At 69.9% G+C, this 15,166-nt stretch carries 18 protein-coding genes; 6 read left to right on the plus strand and 12 right to left on the minus strand.

Features of this window, described 5'->3' with window-relative positions:
- The first annotated feature begins 1 nt into the window (after position 1).
- From DS843_RS08375 to DS843_RS08390, 4 genes are all read left to right on the plus strand, one after another.
- On the plus strand, positions 2 to 919 hold the full coding sequence (locus tag DS843_RS08375) for a DMT family transporter (RefSeq protein WP_149468439.1): 918 nt from the start codon (positions 2 to 4) through the stop codon (positions 917 to 919).
- An 87-nt stretch (positions 920 to 1,006) separates the two neighbouring features.
- Positions 1,007 to 1,963 (plus strand): acetyl-CoA carboxylase carboxyltransferase subunit alpha, encoded by a 957-nt coding sequence (locus DS843_RS08380; protein WP_149468440.1) that lies wholly within the window; start codon positions 1,007 to 1,009, stop codon positions 1,961 to 1,963.
- A gap of 6 nt (positions 1,964 to 1,969) precedes the next feature.
- Positions 1,970 to 2,509: an MAPEG family protein gene (locus tag DS843_RS08385; protein ID WP_149468441.1), complete on the plus strand. Its 540-nt coding sequence runs from the start codon at positions 1,970 to 1,972 to the stop codon at positions 2,507 to 2,509.
- 87 nt (positions 2,510 to 2,596) lie between these two features.
- The gene (locus DS843_RS08390; protein ID WP_149468442.1) at positions 2,597 to 2,857 is read left to right on the plus strand and encodes a hypothetical protein; all 261 of its coding nucleotides are present in this window, start codon (positions 2,597 to 2,599) and stop codon (positions 2,855 to 2,857) included.
- A gap of 12 nt (positions 2,858 to 2,869) precedes the next feature.
- On the opposite strand, the gene DS843_RS08395 is transcribed toward DS843_RS08390, so the two are convergent.
- Genes DS843_RS08395 through argB form a run of 3 tightly spaced genes read right to left on the minus strand, consistent with a single transcriptional unit; the run spans position 2,870 to position 5,047 of the window.
- Positions 2,870 to 3,853: a magnesium transporter CorA family protein gene (locus tag DS843_RS08395; protein WP_149468443.1), complete on the minus strand. Its 984-nt coding sequence runs from the start codon at positions 3,851 to 3,853 to the stop codon at positions 2,870 to 2,872.
- A 14-nt stretch (positions 3,854 to 3,867) separates the two neighbouring features.
- Positions 3,868 to 4,191, minus strand: a complete 324-nt coding sequence (locus DS843_RS08400; protein WP_149468444.1) for a hypothetical protein — start codon at positions 4,189 to 4,191, stop codon at positions 3,868 to 3,870.
- A gap of 22 nt (positions 4,192 to 4,213) precedes the next feature.
- The gene (gene argB / locus DS843_RS08405) at positions 4,214 to 5,047 is read right to left on the minus strand and encodes an acetylglutamate kinase (protein WP_475849065.1); all 834 of its coding nucleotides are present in this window, start codon (positions 5,045 to 5,047) and stop codon (positions 4,214 to 4,216) included.
- 233 nt (positions 5,048 to 5,280) lie between these two features.
- On the opposite strand from argB, the gene DS843_RS08410 reads away from it, so the two are divergent.
- On the plus strand, positions 5,281 to 5,514 hold the full coding sequence (locus tag DS843_RS08410; RefSeq protein ID WP_149468446.1) for a hypothetical protein: 234 nt from the start codon (positions 5,281 to 5,283) through the stop codon (positions 5,512 to 5,514).
- Positions 5,515 to 5,518: 4 nt separating this feature from the next.
- On the opposite strand, the gene DS843_RS08415 is transcribed toward DS843_RS08410, so the two are convergent.
- The 6 genes from DS843_RS08415 to rpmH all read right to left on the minus strand — a co-directional run bounded on the left by DS843_RS08415 (position 5,519) and on the right by rpmH (position 10,288).
- Entirely contained in the window at positions 5,519 to 6,775 is a 1,257-nt protein-coding gene (locus tag DS843_RS08415; RefSeq protein WP_149468447.1) for a cation:proton antiporter, read from the minus strand.
- A gap of 4 nt (positions 6,776 to 6,779) precedes the next feature.
- On the minus strand, positions 6,780 to 7,442 hold the full coding sequence (gene yihA / locus DS843_RS08420) for a ribosome biogenesis GTP-binding protein YihA/YsxC (protein WP_149468448.1): 663 nt from the start codon (positions 7,440 to 7,442) through the stop codon (positions 6,780 to 6,782).
- A gap of 146 nt (positions 7,443 to 7,588) precedes the next feature.
- Positions 7,589 to 9,325: a membrane protein insertase YidC gene (yidC, locus tag DS843_RS08425; protein WP_149468449.1), complete on the minus strand. Its 1,737-nt coding sequence runs from the start codon at positions 9,323 to 9,325 to the stop codon at positions 7,589 to 7,591.
- Between the two features lie 26 nt (positions 9,326 to 9,351).
- Entirely contained in the window at positions 9,352 to 9,783 is a 432-nt protein-coding gene (gene yidD / locus DS843_RS08430; RefSeq protein ID WP_353618340.1) for a membrane protein insertion efficiency factor YidD, read from the minus strand.
- Positions 9,669 to 10,148 (minus strand): ribonuclease P protein component, encoded by a 480-nt coding sequence (gene rnpA, locus DS843_RS08435; RefSeq protein ID WP_149468451.1) that lies wholly within the window; start codon positions 10,146 to 10,148, stop codon positions 9,669 to 9,671. The genes yidD and rnpA overlap by 115 nt, the downstream gene beginning before the upstream one ends.
- 5 nt (positions 10,149 to 10,153) lie before the next feature.
- Positions 10,154 to 10,288, minus strand: coding sequence for a 50S ribosomal protein L34 (gene rpmH / locus DS843_RS08440; RefSeq protein WP_149468452.1), 135 nt, complete (start codon positions 10,286 to 10,288; stop codon positions 10,154 to 10,156).
- 277 nt (positions 10,289 to 10,565) lie between these two features.
- Here rpmH and DS843_RS08445 point away from each other — a divergent pair, with 277 nt between their 5' ends.
- A complete protein-coding gene (locus tag DS843_RS08445; RefSeq protein ID WP_149468453.1) occupies positions 10,566 to 12,023 on the plus strand; it encodes a hypothetical protein in 1,458 nt (485 codons plus the stop codon).
- A gap of 18 nt (positions 12,024 to 12,041) precedes the next feature.
- Here the strand turns inward: DS843_RS08445 and DS843_RS08450 are convergent, their stop codons facing one another.
- Genes DS843_RS08450 through DS843_RS08460 form a run of 3 tightly spaced genes read right to left on the minus strand, consistent with a single transcriptional unit; the run spans position 12,042 to position 15,162 of the window.
- On the minus strand, positions 12,042 to 12,965 hold the full coding sequence (locus tag DS843_RS08450; protein ID WP_286192006.1) for a glycosyltransferase family 2 protein: 924 nt from the start codon (positions 12,963 to 12,965) through the stop codon (positions 12,042 to 12,044).
- The gene (locus DS843_RS08455) at positions 12,965 to 13,954 is read right to left on the minus strand and encodes a glycosyltransferase (RefSeq protein ID WP_286192007.1); all 990 of its coding nucleotides are present in this window, start codon (positions 13,952 to 13,954) and stop codon (positions 12,965 to 12,967) included. Before DS843_RS08455 ends, DS843_RS08450 begins: the two co-directional genes overlap by 1 nt.
- Positions 13,955 to 13,983: 29 nt before the next feature.
- Positions 13,984 to 15,162, minus strand: a complete 1,179-nt coding sequence (locus DS843_RS08460) for a hypothetical protein (RefSeq protein WP_149468454.1) — start codon at positions 15,160 to 15,162, stop codon at positions 13,984 to 13,986.
- Positions 15,163 to 15,166: the final 4 nt, after the last annotated feature.

The raw sequence follows: 15,166 nt of genomic DNA on the forward strand, positions 1-15,166 counted from the left end.
ATTGACGTCCGCACCCACCACTGTTCCGCCGGCCTCGCGCGGGGCCGAATCGCTTGCGCTGCTGCTTCTGGTCGGCGGGATGATCGGGGTGATCTTTCCGGTCACCAAGGTCGCGCAGGCGGCGGGGGTGCCGCCGCTGCCCTGGGCCTTTTCGATGATGCTGGGCGCCGGGGCGATCCTGGCCGGACTGGCGCGTTTCAAACGGCAACCCATGCCTGTGACCGGACGGTATCTGCGGTACTTCGCGGTGTCGGGGCTGCTGTCCATGGCGCTGCCCAACGTGGTGCTGTTCTTCGTGATGCCGTGGCTGGGGGCCGGGTTGTCGGCGGTGGTCTACACGCTGCCGCCGATCCTGACCCTGCTGATGGCCCTGGCGGTGCGGATCGAGACGCCCGACCGCGGGCGGGCGGTGGGAATCCTGTTGGGGTTCGCCGGGGCGCTGATGATCGTCGGGCCGCGCGGCAGTCTGCCCTCGCCCGATCTGGCGGGCTGGATGGCGCTGGCCTTCGTCATGCCGGCCTCGGTCGCGGCGGGCAACATCTACCGCACCGTGGCGTGGCCGCCGGGGGCGAAGCCGGTGGCGCTGGCCGCGGGCACCATGCTGGGGGGGGCGGGCTGGGTCGCGCTGGCGCTGCTCCTCACCGGGGCGGTGACGGAGCTGCCGGCGCTGGGCCTCGCGCCGTGGCTCGCCCTGCTTCAGATCGCGGTGACCGCGCTGACCTACGTGCTGTATTTCCGGCTCCAGGTCGTTGCCGGGCCGGTCTATCTCAGCCAGATCGGCTATGTGGCGACCTCCGTCGGGCTGGGCACCGGAACGGTCCTGTTCGGGGAGCGCTATTCCCCCTGGGTGTGGAGCGGGGCGGCGGTGATCGTGGCGGGGGTGCTTCTGGTCAGTTTTGGCCGGCGTTTCGCGCGATAAGCTGTGGCATCGCCGCCGCGCACCGTGTTACCAAGGCCGGTCCGCGACGTCCGCGTCCTATCCTATTCGGTCCGTGATCCTTCCGGCATGCAAACCTTCCTGGAATTCGAAAAGCCGATCGCCGAGCTTGAAGCCAAGATCGAGGAATTGCGCCATCTGACCAACGCCGGCGACATCAACATCGCCGACGAAGTGACGAAGCTGCAGACCAAGGTCGACAAGCTCCTCCGGCAGACCTACGCGAAGCTCACCCCGGCGCAGAAGGTGCAGGTGGCCCGCCACCCGAACCGTCCGCACTGTCTGGACTATGTGAAGGGGCTGATCGACGACTTCACGCCGCTGGCCGGCGACCGCGGCTTTGCCGAAGACCGCGCGGTCATCGGCGGGCTGGGCCGCTTCCGCGGCCGCTCGGTCGTGGTGATCGGGCAGGAGAAGGGCCACGACACCGAATCGCGCGTGCGCCACAACTTCGGCATGGCCAAGCCCGAGGGCTATCGCAAGGCCCAGCGCCTGATGGACCTCGCCGACCGCTTCAATCTGCCGGTCGTCTCGCTGGTCGACACCGCCGGCGCCTTCCCCGGCGTCCAGGCGGAGGAGCGCGGCCAGGCCGAGGCCATCGCCAAGAGCATCGAGCGCTGCCTGCGCCTGACCGTGCCCATGGTGGCCGCGGTGATCGGCGAGGGCGGGTCCGGCGGCGCCATCGCCATCGCGACCGCCGACCGGGTGCTGATGCTGGAACACGCCATCTACTCCGTCATCTCGCCGGAAGGCTGCGCGTCGATCCTGTGGCGCAACCCCGACATGGCCGGCGAGGCCGCCGTCGCGCTGCGCCTGATCAGCCACGACCTGAAGGAACTCGGCGTCATCGACCGGGTGGTGAGCGAGCCCATCGGCGGCGCGCACCGCGACCCGGCGGAGACCGTCAAGGCGCTCGGCGACGCCATCGAGGAGTCGCTGGGCGATCTGGACGGCATGGACGGCGACGCGATCCGCGCCCAGCGCCGCCAGAAGTTCCTGGACATGGGCCAGAAGGGCCTGGGGTAAGACGCCGTGGCCGCCCCGAAGACCCGTCCTCCGAAGACCCGTCTTCTGCGACTGGCGGCCATCGTCAATCTCTCCGCGGCGGTGGCGGCTCTGCTGGCCCTGTGGCTGCTGCCCCCGCTGTTCGCGCCCCCGCCCGGCATCGCCGATCCGGGCGCGCGCATGGCCTTCTGGGGCCGGCTGGCCCTGTGGCCGGCGCTGGTGCTGTTCCTGACGGTGGGCGGGGTGCTGGTCGCCCGTGCCCGCTCCGTCGCGCTCAATCCCATCGACGATCCCGAGTCGCGCCTCCACCGGATCAGCCAGCGCGTGCTGACCAACACGGTGGAGCAGACGTTGATCTTCCTGCCCGCCCTGGCGGCGCTGGTGGCGCAGTTGCCGTTGCCCGACCTGGGCTTCGCCCGGCTGGCGGTGGTTCTGTTCGTGCTGGGCCGCCTGCTGTTCTGGGCGGGCTATCTGATCCACCCCTATGCACGGGCACCGGGCATGGCGGTCACGCTGACCGTCAACCTTTTCGTGCTGGGATGGGCGGGGATGCTCGCTATCGTCTAATTCACCGCATTTGCGCAACTTGTCTCCACAGCGCCCTGGACTTATGGCATAGATATCGCCGTATGCTGTCTGACCACCGGTGAACCGATGAGCGCCCTCGCCCGTTGCCCCTCGCTGTTCCAGATCGCGCTGTCCGCCATCCTCCTTCTGACCGCGGTGCTCGAACTGTTCGACACCATGCTGGAGGACATCGTCGGCATCGAGATCGGGACCGCGCACGGCCTGTTCCTCTTCGCCACGGCGAAGATCGTCAAGGAGTGGGCGGAGGTCCGCAAGGAGTTCTCCGAAACGCGGGAGAAGCTGGGCGGGCCGCGGAAGACCGAAGCGGCCTCCACCGGCGCCGGCTGAACGGCGCGGCGTCTACAGCCAGCGCCGCCGTTTGAAAAAGAGCATGGGCAGCGCCGCCGACAGGATCATCAGCATCACCGCCAGCGGGTAGCCCAGCGTCCAGTCCTTTTCCGGCATGTGGACGAAATTCATGCCGTAGACGCTGGCGACCAGGGTCGGCGGGAACAGGGCGACCGTCAGGATCGAGACGATCTTGACGATCTCGGTCTGCTCCACGTTGATCCGGCCCAGCGTGGTGTCCAGCAGAAGGTTGACCTTCCCCGACAGGAAGCGGGCGTACTCGCCGAGGCCGGTCACGTCCTGCAAGGCCGCGCGCGCCCAGCGCCGGGTCCGCTTGGCCGGGGTCCAGCCCTCGCCGCGGGTCAGGAAGGTCAGCATCCGGTTCAGCGTGGACAGGCTGACATGCGCCTTCCCGATCAGGTGGCCGGTGTGGCCGATGCGTTTCAGCGTGCGGGAATCGTCGCGCCGCTCGCCTTTGACGGGCAGGGCACGTCCGCGGAAGGCCCGGCCACCCATGGTGTCCAGTTCCAGCCCGACGCGGCGCAAGACGGCGGCGGTGCGCTCCACCACACCGTCCAGCAGGGCGGCCAGAACGGCCTCCGCCGTCGCCTCCGCGCCGCCGTTGCGGGTCACGCGGCGGCGGAAGGCCAGGAAGGGCTGCGGATCGACGGGATGGATCGTGGCGAGCCGTCCACCGGCCAGAACGAAGCTGACCGGGACGATCCGCGGCTGGTCGGTGTCGGCCCAGACCAGGACGAGCGCCGTCATGTGGACGGCGCCGGGGGTGATCCGCAGGCGGCTCGATTCCTCGATCTCCGCCATCTGCTCCCGCGTCGGCAGCTTGACCCCCATCAGCGCCTCGGCGCGGGCCAGCTCCTCCGGGGTCGGGTTCTGAAGGTCGAGCCAGACGGCCTCTGGCGGCAGCGGGGATGAAAGGCCCTCGGCCTCCCTGGCCCAGCGCAGCCGGTCGCCGTCACGGGCGAAGACGTGCAGCATGGCGGCGGCGCGCCTTAAAGGAGGCGGCCGAAGCGGCGGGGTTTGCGCGGCTGGGGCGGTTCGCCGGAGCTGTTCCCGGCTCCGGCCCCGGTTCCGGCATCCTCCGGCGGCAGGTCGAGCGGCGCGCCGTCCTTGCGCAGCGCGTCCTCCAGCTTGCGCCGGAAGGCGCCGCCGTCGTCCTTGGAATCGAGGAAATGCCCGACGGCTTCCTTGGCGGAGTCGCGGTCGTAGGGGACCTTGCCGAAGACCGACAGCTTGGCGCGCTCCAGCAGCTTCGGGTCCATCCGTTCGCGGATGGCCTGCATCTGGCGGAGCAGGTCCTTGCGTGCGTCGGACATGGCGGTCCCCCTTCGTCCCGGATCAGTCGCGGCCGATCAGCGTGCCGGCCCCGCCCTCCGTGAAGATCTCCAGCAGCAGGGCGTGCGGCACCCGGCCATCCAGGATGACGGCGGCGTCCACGCCCTGTTCCACGGCGTCGATGCAGGTCTCGATCTTCGGGATCATGCCGCCGGTGGCGGTGCCGTCGGCGATGGCCGCGCGCGCCTGCTCCAGCGACATGCGCGGCACCAGCTCCTTGTTCTTGTCCAGGACGCCGGCCACGTCGGTCAGCAGGAAGAAGCGGGTGGCGCCCAGCGCCGAGGCGACGGCGCCCGCCGCCGTGTCGGCGTTGATGTTGTAGGTGTCGCCGTTGCGGTCGAAGCCGATGGGGGCGATGACCGGGATGATGTCCGACTGGGCCAGCGACGTGAGGATTTGCGGGTTCACCTGATAGGGCTCGCCCACGAAGCCCAGGTCCAGCACCTTCTCGATGTTGCTGTCCGGGTCGCGCTGGGTGCGGCGCAGCTTGCGCGCGGTGATCAGGCTGCCGTCCTTGCCCGACAGGCCGACCGCGCGGCCGCCCGCGTTGTTGATGGCGGCGACGATCTGCTTGTTGATGGAGCCGGCCAGCACCATCTCGACCACCTCCACCGTCTCCTTGTCGGTGACGCGCAGGCCGTCGATGAAGCTGGACTTGATGGCCAGCCGCTGGAGCATCTGCCCGATCTGCGGGCCGCCGCCGTGCACGACCACGGGGTTGATGCCCACCTGCTTCAGCAGGACGATGTCGCGGGCGAACTTCTCCGCCAGGCTGTCGTCACCCATGGCGTGGCCACCGTACTTGATGACGAAGGTGCGCCCGGCGTAGCGGCGCATGTAGGGCAGGGCTTCGGACAGGGTGCGGGCCTTGGCAAGCCACTCGTCGCGGGTCGTGTTCTGCACGGGATGGAGCCGTTCGTCGGGGTGGGCCGGTCGGGTGAAATCCGTCGACTCTTTAACGGAAAGCGCGGGGGGTGCCTAGGGGGCTTTTTCAGGCGGGCGCCGCGTCCGGGAACCCTCGCGGCGTCCGGCGGTTCGCTCGGATGGGATGAACCGTAAAGGATGGCGCCATGAACGACCGCATCATGCCGACCCCGCGCAACCCTTTCACCGAGGCCCACAAGGCCGAGATGGAGGAAACCGCCCGGCGGGCCGAGGAAATCTACGGCTCCCCCGACGCGCAAGAGGTGACGGAGGCCAACAAGGCGCTGAAGGAACAGGCCCGCGCGGGTGGAAAGGCCGGGTCGGACGGGCCGGGCGCCGATCCGGTGGTGACCGGGAACGTCCGCAAACCCGCCTCGTGAGGGATCAGGCCGGGTCCGCCCGTCCGGCCATCCGTCCGGCCAGCAGCGTCATCGGCTGGGTCAGCGCGGTGACCACCACGGCCATCAGCACCATGGCGGAGAAGCAGGCGTCCGACAGCACGCCCGCTTCCAGCAGGATGGTCAGGACGATCACTTCCATCAGCCCCTTACAGGACATCAGCGTGCCGAGCCGCCAGGAGTCCGCCCGGCTTTCACCCGCCAGCCGCGCGGGCAGGGTGGTGCCCAGGACCTTGCCGGCGACCGTGGCCACCGTCGCCAGCGCGAAGACCCACCATTGCGCCGAGGCGCCGAGGTCGAGATCGACCTTCAGACCGGTCAGGGTGAAGAAGAAGGGCAGCAGGATCAGCGTGGCGAAATGCTCCAGCCGGTCCAGGATGGCCGCCGCCAGCCGCCGCGGCATGACGGTGCCGGCCACGAAGGCGCCCAGGATGTAGTGAAGCCCGATCAGCTCCGTCACCGCGGCGGAGCCCAGGAGCGCCGCGCAGGTGACGACCACGGCCATATCGCCGACCTCGCCGTTCGGGGCGATGCGGTCCATCAGCCGGGCCAGCAGGGGCCGGGCCAGCAGCTCCGTCGCGGCGAGATAGGCGAATCCCAGGACGGCGACCATCGCCACCCCGCCGAAGCCGCCGCTTCCCCCCGCCGCCCAGGCCAGAACGCCGGTGATGAGCAGCCAGAGCAGGGCATCGTTGACCGCCGCGTAGCCCAGCGCCAGCCGCCCGACCCGCTCCCTCAGCAGACCCATCTCGCGCAGGATCGCCCCCAGCACCGGCAGGGCCGTCACGCCGACGCAGATGCCGAAACCCGCGGCGAAGAGCAGCGGGTCGGCCTTCGGTCCGGCCATCTCCGGGAAGGCGCCCGCGATCCACCAGCCGAGCGACCCGCCGACCAGCGTCGGCACCATCATGCTGGACAGGCTGATCCCGGCGAAGGCGCGCCCGCGTCCGCGAAACTCCGCCAGATCCAGGTGAAGGCCGGTCAGGAAGGCGAAGAACACCACGGCCAGCAGAGCCAGACCCGACAGCGGCGCCAGCGACGGCTTGGCGAACAGCGCCTGCCAGAGGTCCGGGACCAGATGGCCGAGCAGCGACGGGCCGAGCGCGATCCCGAACAGGATCTGCACCACGACCATCGGGACCACCCGCCTCAACCCGGTCAGCCGCCACAGCAGGAAGGGGCCGGCGATCAGCAGGATGGCCTGGATCAGGAACAGCAGCGCCGGGGTCAGCGCGGCGGACAAGGCGTCAGCCCAGGCTGGCGAGCTGGGCGATGCTGGCCCGCAACTCCGCGATTCCCTGGCCCTTCTCGGAGCTGGTGACGTGGATCTCCGGGAAGGCGGCGGGGTGTTTCTTCAGCGCCGCCACGGTGCGCTTGCTCACTTCGGCCAGCTCCTGCGACCTGACCTTGTCCGACTTGGTCAGGACGACGACGTAGGGCACCGCCGCCTGATCGAGCATGGTCATGATCTCCTCGTCGTTCGGCTTCAGCCCGTGGCGCGAATCGACCAGAACCAGCGCCCGGCGCAGCGTGACGCGGCCGCGCAGGAAGCGGCGGACCATGTCGTTCCAGATCTCGATCTTCTCCTTCGATTCCTTGGCGTAGCCGTAGCCGGGCATGTCCACCAGCTTCAGCCGGTTGCCGAGGTTGAAGAAGTTGAGCTGCTGGGTGCGGCCCGGCGTGTTGGAGGTGCGGGCCAGCGTCTTGCGCCCGGTCAGCGCGTTGACGAGGCTGGACTTGCCGACGTTGGAGCGGCCGGCGAAGGCGACCTCCGGCAGGTCGGCCTCCGGAAGCTGCTCCGCCGTCTGGGCGCCCCAGATGAAGTCGCATTCCTTGGCGAACAGAAGCCGCCCCGCTTCCAGGGCCTCCTCGTCGAAACCGGAGATCGGGGAGCTGTTGGAAGAGGTCATGGACGGCGCTTTCAAAGGACAAAGGCTGCGGATGATCGTGACCGGCCCAAAACATAACCGCCGGCAAACGCCCGTCAAGGGAGGCGCTTGCCGGCGGTCGATGCCCTGATATCCAGGGGAGCCGGACGGTCAGACGGTAAGGAGCGTCAGGTCACCTTGACCCCGTCCTGCCGCATGATGATCCACTGCTGGGCGATGGACAGGGTGTTGTTCCAGGCCCAGTAGATCACCAGACCAGCGGGGAAGCTGGCGAGCATGAAGGTGAAGATGATCGGCAGGAACTGGAACACCTTCTGCTGGATCGGATCGGGCGGTGCCGGGTTCAGCTTCTGCTGGAAGTACATGGTGATGCCCATGATGATCGGCCACAGGCCCAGCATCAGGAGGTGCGGCGGCTGCCACGGGATCAGACCGAACAGGTTGAAGATGGTGGTCGGATCGGGCGCGGACAGGTCGTGAATCCAGCCGAAGAACGGCGCGTGCCGCATCTCGATGGTCACGAACAGCACCTTGTACAGCGCGAAGAAGACCGGGATCTGGATCAGGATCGGCAGGCAGCCCGACACCGGGGAGACCTTCTCGCGCTTGTACAGCGCCATCATCTCCTGATTCAGGCGGACCTTGTCGTCGCCGAAGCGGTCGCGCAGCTCCATCATCTTGGGCTGCAGCTTCTTCATCTTGGCCATAGCGTGATAGGACTTGTTGGCCAGCGGGAAGAAGGCCAGCTTCACGATCACGGTGAAGACCAGGATGGCGACGCCGAAGTTGCCGAACAGGCGGCCCAGCAGGTCGAGCCCATAGAAGAACGGCTTGGTCAGGAAGTAGAACCAGCCGAAGTCGATCGCCAGATCGAAGTTGGCGATGCCCAGCTTGTCCGAATACTCGTCCAGCAGGCGGACCTGCTTGGCGCCGGCGAACAGGCGGTCGGTCAGCTCGATGGTGGCGCCGGGGGCGACCTCCACGGCCTTGCCCAGCGTGTCCACCTGATAGCGGTCGGTGCCTCCCGGCGCGGTGTGGACGAAGCGGGCGGTGACCGGGGCCTTCTGGTCCGGGACCAGCGAGACCAGCCAGTACTTGTCGGTGATGCCGATCCAGCCGCCGGTCGACTGGGCGGAGATGGTGCCGGCCTTGCGCAGGTCGTCGTACTTGTGCTCGTTCAGCTTGCCGTCGAAGACGCCGAGCGGGCCTTCGTGAAGGATGTAGTAGCCGTCGGTGTGCGGCGTGCCGGCGCGGCTGACGAGGCTGTAGGGCAGCAGGCTGACCGGGGTGGAACCGGTGTTGCGCACCTTCTGGGTGACCGTGAACATGAAGTTCGGATCGACCGCGATGGTGCGCTCGAACACCAAGCCCTTGCCGTTGTCCCAGGTCAGGGTCAGCGGCTGGTCCGGCGTCAGCGCCGTGCCGGTGGCGGTCCAGCGGGTGTCGGGACCGGGAACCGGCTGCGACTTGTCCTCCGGAACCCAGCCGAACTCGGCGTAATAGGCCTCGGGCGTGCCGGCGGGGGCCAGCAGCACGATTTCCGGGCTCTTGGGGTCGGGGGTGACGCGGTAGTCGGCCAGCGTCAGGTCGTCGATGCGTCCCCCAACCAGATTGACCGATCCGTGCAGCGACGGCGTGTTGATCTTGACGCGCGTTCCGGCGGCCATCTGCTCGGCGAGCAGGCCGGCGCGGTCGCGGACCGCGGCGGGAGCGGCGGCACCGGGCACCGAACCGGGAGCGGCGCCCGGCGTGGGCGCGGCGCCCGGGGCGACCGACTGCTCCGTCTGGGCGGCCTGCTGCGCAGCTTGCTGCTGCACCCGGGGTCCCTCGTAGAAATACTGGAATCCCAGGAGGATGGCGATCGACAGAGCGATCGCGAGGATGAGGTTGCGTTGATCGGTCATGGCATCCCGGTTGCCGTGGGCCTTCTTCAAGAAGGGGGCCGAACGCCGGTTTTCAGGCCGGCATGCGAATTGCTGCATCGATGCGCCGCCTCGTCCGGCCCGTGCGAACAGCGGGTGGACCGCCCCGGTTCGGGCACGGGGTCATACCCCCACCCGCCCCAGGGATGGCAGCGCAGAAGCCTCCGGACGGTCAGCCAACTGCCCCGGATCGCTCCGTGCTTAGATAGCGCATCCAGCGCATAGTTTGAACAGGTCGGCTGAAATCGGCAGTGCCACCCGATGAAGGGCGACAGGGTCCACTGATAGCCGACCACGAGCGCGCGCAGAAAAAGGGCGAGCGGGCTCACGCGCCGGCCTCCCCGCCGCCGGAACCGTTGCCGGTCCCGCCGTTGGGTGTGACGGCGTTTGGCCCGCCAGTCGCCTCGTTCTTGGCCTCGTTCCTCGACGCGTCGCGCCACAGGCCGAGACGTTTCAGCGCCGCTGTCAGATCGCCCAGCAGCTCCGTCCACGGCCTTTCGGCCGTCGCGGCGCGGGCCACCAGCACGAAATCGTGACCGGGGGCCGCGTGGGCGGTCAGAATTTGGCGGGCCGCTTCGCGAAGGCGGCGGCGTGCGCGATTGCGCACGACCGCGTTCCCCACTTTGCGGCTCGCCGTCAGGCCAAGACGAATCGGCGGCTCGCCAGGGGCGGGCCGCTGCCGTTCGTCGTGTCGGCGCACCTGCAGGATAAGGCCGGGAGCCACATGCTTGCGCCGTGTGCCGGCCACGGCCAGAAATTCCGGCCGCCGCTTCAGGCGCCCGACCCTGGGGTCCGGCGCCGCCATGCGTATCAGGCGCTCAGGACCTTGCGGCCCTTGGCGCGACGGCGGGCAATCACCTTGCGGCCACCGACGGTCGCCATGCGGGCGCGGAAGCCATGCCGGCGCTTGCGCACGATTTTGCTGGGCTGGAACGTGCGTTTCACGGCACCATACTCCTCGATCTCAGGGCAAAAAATGAGCCCCGCTGTATAGAGGTACCGCCCCCCGGAGTCAATCACGCGCTGCCACCCAAGCGGGGGAAATATTCTCCGTCCGGATGGACGGCGGTGCAAAGGGGGGTGAAAAGGGGTAGGCGGCTGCCTCCCCCGCCGTGCGGCGTGTTTACCCCCTGAAATCGCGAAAGGTCCGGGGGAAGTCGGCATGCTGCACCGGCGGCAATTCATCGTGTCCAGAAACGCCCGCGCCCTTCGTCCGGATTGGGTGACGCGTGACATCGGAGGGCTGGTCCTGTCGCATGGGCCGGACCTGCCGGTGCGGCGCGTGCTGGGCGCGGACAAGACGGTGTGGCATCTGCTGGGTCTTCCCGTGCAGACCGACCCCGCCCGCCCCGACCCGGCGGAGGCGCTGGCCGAATCGCGGGCCGGGGCCATCGCGGACCTCTGCCGCTCCTGGACGGGCCGCTGGCTTCTGCTGAACAACCGCGCCGTTCACCTGGACACCGGCGGCACGCTCGGCTGCTTCTACGGGATGGTGGACGGCGATCTGACGCTGGCCTCCAGCGCCGGGGTGATGGCCGAACTGCTGGGGGACAAGGCCGTCTTCCGCCGCCCGCTGGCCCATGAGGCCGGGCTGGACTGGTACCCGCTGCCGGGCTCCGGGCTGGCGGGGGTGCGCCGGCTGCTGCCGACCCAGGTGCTCGACCCCGCGCGTCCGATGGACGACGAGGGGTTCCTGACCTTCCGCCGGCCCTTCCCGCCGGTTCCGCCGGGTTTTTCCGATTCGCTGGCCTATGACCGGATGGAATCGATCCTGGTCACCGCCATCCGCAACCTGCACCGCACCCTGTCGAATCCGGAAGCCTCGGGGCCGGAGGGCGGGAACCGCCCGCTGATGCTCCAGCTCACCGCCGGGTACGACACGCGGCTGCTGCTGGCCGCGGCCCACAAGGCGGAGGTGCCCTTTGCCACCTTCACCTTCGACCACCGCGACCTGACGCCGGGCGACCGCAAGCTGCCGCCGAAGCTGGCCCGGCTGGCCGGGGTGGAGCATCACCTGATCCCCTGTCCGCCGCTGGACGCCCAGCGCGCGCGGGACTACGCCGCCCACACCGGCGGGCACACCGCGGCGATGGACGGGGAATTCTACGCCAACGGCGCCTGGGACGGCGTTCCGGAGGGGGCCGTCGTGCTGCACGGCGGGGTGTTCGAGGTGGCGCGCTGCTTCTACTGGGGCCAGATCCCGCCGGGCCTCGCCCCGGACGGAGAGGACACCGCCGCCCGCCTGTTCGACGCCTTCCGCGGCAAGCTCTACAACCCGCCGTCCCATTGCGAGGCGTTGCGCGAATGGCTGGCCTGGGTGGCCCGCACGCCGGACGTCCTGCCGGGCGGCACCATGGATCTGCGGGACCGCTTCTATCTGGAGCAGCGGGTGGCCGGCTGGCTGTCGGCCATCGACCAGGGGGTGGACCTGACCGGGCGGCAGCTCTTCCAGGTCGGCAACTGCGCGGACTTCCTGGCGATCGCCCTGGCCATGCCGGTGGAGGTCCGCCGCTCCAGCCAGCATCAGGCGGAGCTGATCCGCCGCATGGCCCCCGATCTGCTGAGCGAACCGATCAACCCGCCGCAGCCCGCCGTCCTGCGCCAGCTCCGCAAACTGCCGCGCCGCCTGAACAAGCTGCGCACGGCGATCGGGCATCACTTGGCGCGGACGTCGGCGTAAGAGGCTTTTGCCCCCTCCCTAACCCTCCCCCGCTTCGCAGGGGAGGCGATCGGGGTGCGGTGGCGGGGGAGTGTGGCGCGAGCCCGGCGCAGCGGTGGCGGCCAGATGCAGCCAGCGGCGGTAGGCGTCCTCGCTCACGGGGGCGCGGTGCTTCAGGCCGATGCGGAGGATTTCCGGCAGGGCCAGCAACACCTTCAGGTCGGTCAGCCGCGGGCCGTGGCGCAGGTTCTTCCAACTGTTGCCGATCCAGCTCCGAAGGAAGCGCCGGGGCAGCAGGCCGGCGGGGCAGCGGGCGATCTCGCGGATCAGATCGTTGCGGTGGTTGTAGAAACGCTCCAGCCCCGGCTTGCGGCCTTTCTCGCTCTTGTCGTGATAGACCATGATTCCGGGCAGGGCGACCACGCGGTGGCCGGCGCCGATCAGCCGCAGGCAGCGGTCCTTCTCCTCCCCCTGGCGGTACAGCTCCGGCATGTAGAGGCCGATGGCGGCGACGGCGCGGCGGCGCAGCAGGTGCCCGCAGCCGACGTACCAGGGCGCGTCGAAGGGATCGGCCCGCGGCGGGAAATAGACGAGCCCGTCGCGCGTCTCGATGTTGCAGGCCGCCGCCGCCACGTCCGCGTGCGCCTCCATGAAGGCCACCGCGCGGGCGAGGCCGTCCGGCTCGGCGAACCAGGAATCGTCGTCCACCGACAGCACGTAATCGCCCGCCGTGTTCACGAAGCCGAAGTTGCGGGCGTAGATCAGCCCGGCGTTGTGCGGCAGCCGGACATAGCGGACGGTGGGGAACTCCGTCCGGACCATCGCGTCGGTGCCGTCCGTGGACCCGTCGTCCACCACCAGGATCTCCGCCACCGGGTGCGTCTGGGCGAGCAGGCGGGACAGCGCCGTGCGAAGCTCCGGCGCGCGGTTGAAGGTGGCGATGACGGCGCTGACCGTGGGCATCACGCGACCTCGCTGGACGACGACGAGGAGGCGCGCGGGCGTTCCGGCAGGGGGAGCATGACCGGCGGGCGCTTCAGCTCCTCCGGATAGTCGTCGCGCAGGCCGGCCAGGTAACTGTTCAGGAAGACCCGCAGGCCCCGGAAATCCCGGTTCGCCAGATAATGGGCGGTGTATTTGGCGATCATGCGGGGAATCACCGCCGCCTTCTCGTAATTGGCGTGGATGTAGCCCATGTTGCGGAAGAAGTGCGGCGCCCGGTCGGCCCGCATCGTCTCCACCGTGCCCAGCCGTCCGCCCAGCACCTTGTGCTCCGTCCGCGACATGCCGGGATGGATGTGGACCGCCTTCACCGCGGTGCCGGCCTTCAGCCCGGCGCGGCGGGCGCGCAGGGTGAATTCGTACTCGTCGCCCCAGATGAACATCTCGCGCTTCACGTTGCCGATCCGCTCGAACACGGCGCGCCCGATCAGCGTGCCGTTGAACAGCGCGATGGTGCCCGGAACCAGCCCGTCCACCGCCCGCGCCGTCAGGCTGTCGGGGTCGCGGGTGCCCTGCATGGGAAAGGCGAGGGTGGAGCGGTCCTCCGCCGCCAGCACCAGCGGGCCGACCATGTCCAGCCCGTGCCGCTGCGCCTGGGCCAGCAGTTCGGCCAGCGCGCCCGGCTGCGGAATGCCGTCGTCGTCGGTGCTCCAGACCCAGCGGCAGCCGAGGCCGAGCGCCGTGTCGAACGCCGTGTGGTAGGCACCGGCGGACCCGCAATTGGCCTGCCGCACCACCACCAGAACGTCGCCCCGCTCCTCCCTCTGCGCGGCCAGCCACTCCGGCGTGCCGTCGCCGGACCCGCTGTCAACGACCACCAGCCGTTCCGGACGCGGATGCTGCCCGAGGATCGCCGCGACGCAGGTCGCCAGCAGAGGCAGGCGGTTGTGGGTCACGACGATCGCCACGACGCCGTGGGCGACGTCCGCCGGGAGTGTGTCCTGTGCCATGGCCGGGCGGTCCTTCCTGGTCCTGTCCGTCAATCGGTTCGGGTGCGATAAGGGGGGCAATCGGGCTGTGTCGGCCGGCAGGGCAGGATGGCGACGTTCGGCGACCGGTCGGCGGCGGTCAGCACCCCCATCCGCTCCAGCGTCCGGGCGACCGTGCGCGCGGCGTAGAGCTGCCCCTCCAGGCCCCAGCGGCTGCCGTTGGGCGCGTAGAGATCCCGCACCCCGCCCGCGGCCAGCGCCGTCAGGCCGGAGGCCAGCGGCACCGTCCGCAGGGTCGGGTCGGCGCTCAGGACCTCGTCCACGGCGGACCGGTGGGGCGGGGGGGCGAGAAGGAAATCGGCGTAGACCGTGCCCTTGTCCGGCGCCACCAGCAGCAGGAAGCGTGTCACCCCGTTGGCTTCGACCGCGTCCTGGATCGCGTGCAGGCCGGCGCGCCGGTCCTCCAGAAGTCGGCGGTCGGTGCGCCAGGGCCGGAAGTCCTCGGCGTGGAAGAGCGTCGTCGTCGCGGCGGCGGAGCTGAACAGCCCGGCATAGGCCAGCGTCCGCTCCTCCACCGGCCCGTCCACCATGTTCAGCACCGCGCGCGGCAGCGCCTTGACCAGCAGGTCCAGCGCGTGGCCGACCGGCGGCGGGTCCCAGACCTGCGCGCGGGCGCGCTGCAAGGGCCGCGGCGAGCGGTCGAGGGGTTGGGCCGCGATGGGGGCGGGGTCCGCGGCCTTGTGGGGGCGGGCGGCGGTGACGGTGGACAGCTCCAGACTGCCGACGCGCTCCCTCAGGTCGCGTTCGGACAGTTGCAGCACCAGCGTCCGCGGCGGACGCTCCCGGAAATCCGGAGAGGCCAGATAGGCGGACAGCGACGCGGACAGGGGCGGGGCGTCCGCCGGCTGCACGCCCACGGTCAGGCCGGTCAGGTTGCGCAGATGGTCGGTCCAGTAACGGCCGTGGGGGGCGTGGCGCTCCTCCGCTCCGGGCCGGGAAAAGCCGTCGCCGAACACCAGCACGTCGTAGGAGGCGCCGGGCCGCGCCGCTTCGGCCAGCGGCGGCACGAAGATCGCCTGCGGGGCCGTCGGACCGAAGCGGTTCTCCGCGAAGCCGCCCAGGCGCGTCAGATCGCCGTCCGGCGGGTCGAGCGCGAAGGCAAGCGGCATAAGCACGGCCACGCCCAGGGCCAGCCCGCGCAGCACGATCCGGTCCAGCCCGCCTCTCACGGGT

The organism is Roseomonas genomospecies 6 (genome assembly GCF_008365375.1).
Classification (GTDB): domain Bacteria; phylum Pseudomonadota; class Alphaproteobacteria; order Azospirillales; family Azospirillaceae; genus Azospirillum.